This window comes from Oleiphilus sp. HI0061, assembly GCF_001635675.1.
In genome coordinates this window covers 1-854 of the sequence record NZ_LWFE01000440.1, presented here as the reverse complement: position 1 = coordinate 854, position 854 = coordinate 1, and the positions used below count along the sequence as shown (strand labels likewise).

At 45.1% G+C, this 854-nt stretch carries 1 protein-coding gene; it reads left to right on the top strand.

The features are described 5' to 3' along the window. Positions 1-52 precede the first annotated feature (52 nt). Positions 53-854: EAL domain-containing protein (locus A3735_RS05915; protein WP_231882429.1), on the top strand; the 802-nt coding region annotated here is incomplete at its 3' end.

The following is an 854-nucleotide window of genomic DNA, read 5'->3' as shown; positions in this document are numbered from 1 at the left end:
AGACCAGTTTAAGATTGTGAATGACCTCTGTGGCCACACTGCAGGCGACATCTTGCTAAAAAATATTAGCCAGAAGCTGCTTCAAGAAGTAAAAGCGCTCGGGCCTCAGCAGATCATCGCTCGACTGGGGGGCGATGAATTCGGCATTCTCGTTAGCCAAACAAGTCTTCCCAAAGCAAGGCTTATTGCCGAAAGTCTCAGAGAAGCCGTCGAGAAATTTTTATTTATCTGGGAAGGTAAGCGTTACAGCATTGGCGTCAGTATCGGCTTGGTTGAAATATACCCTTATCACCAGAATGTAGAACAACTACTAGCCATGGCGGATGCTGCTTGCTATATGGCCAAAGACCAAGGGCGTAATCGTGTTCATGTATTCATTGAGTCTGATAAAGACCTACAGTTCCGACAGCTCGAAATGCAATGGGTCACAACAATTAAAGAAGCACTAACGAATGATCAGTTCTTTTTAGTCTTTCAACACATTGCGCCCAACCAAGGTCAAGAGCAAAACTTTCATTACGAAATCCTGCTTCGCCTGATCAATAGCAACGGCAACCTTTGTTCTCCAGGCCAGTTCTTGCCCGCGGCAGAACGCTATAACCTCATGCCTAATATAGATCGCTGGGTCATCAAGAATTACTTCGCTTGGTTAGGTAAACACCCCGAGCACTTGGAAAAGCTCGGCTGTGCCAGTATTAACCTCAGTCCACAGAGCATTGGTCAAAAAGAATTCTCAGCTTTTCTGGTTAATCTCTTTGAAGAGAATAAGGTGCCGCCCCATAAAGTCTGCTTTGAGATCACCGAAAGCATGGCGATCACGCATCTAGATAATACCCAGAATTTCATCGATAAAT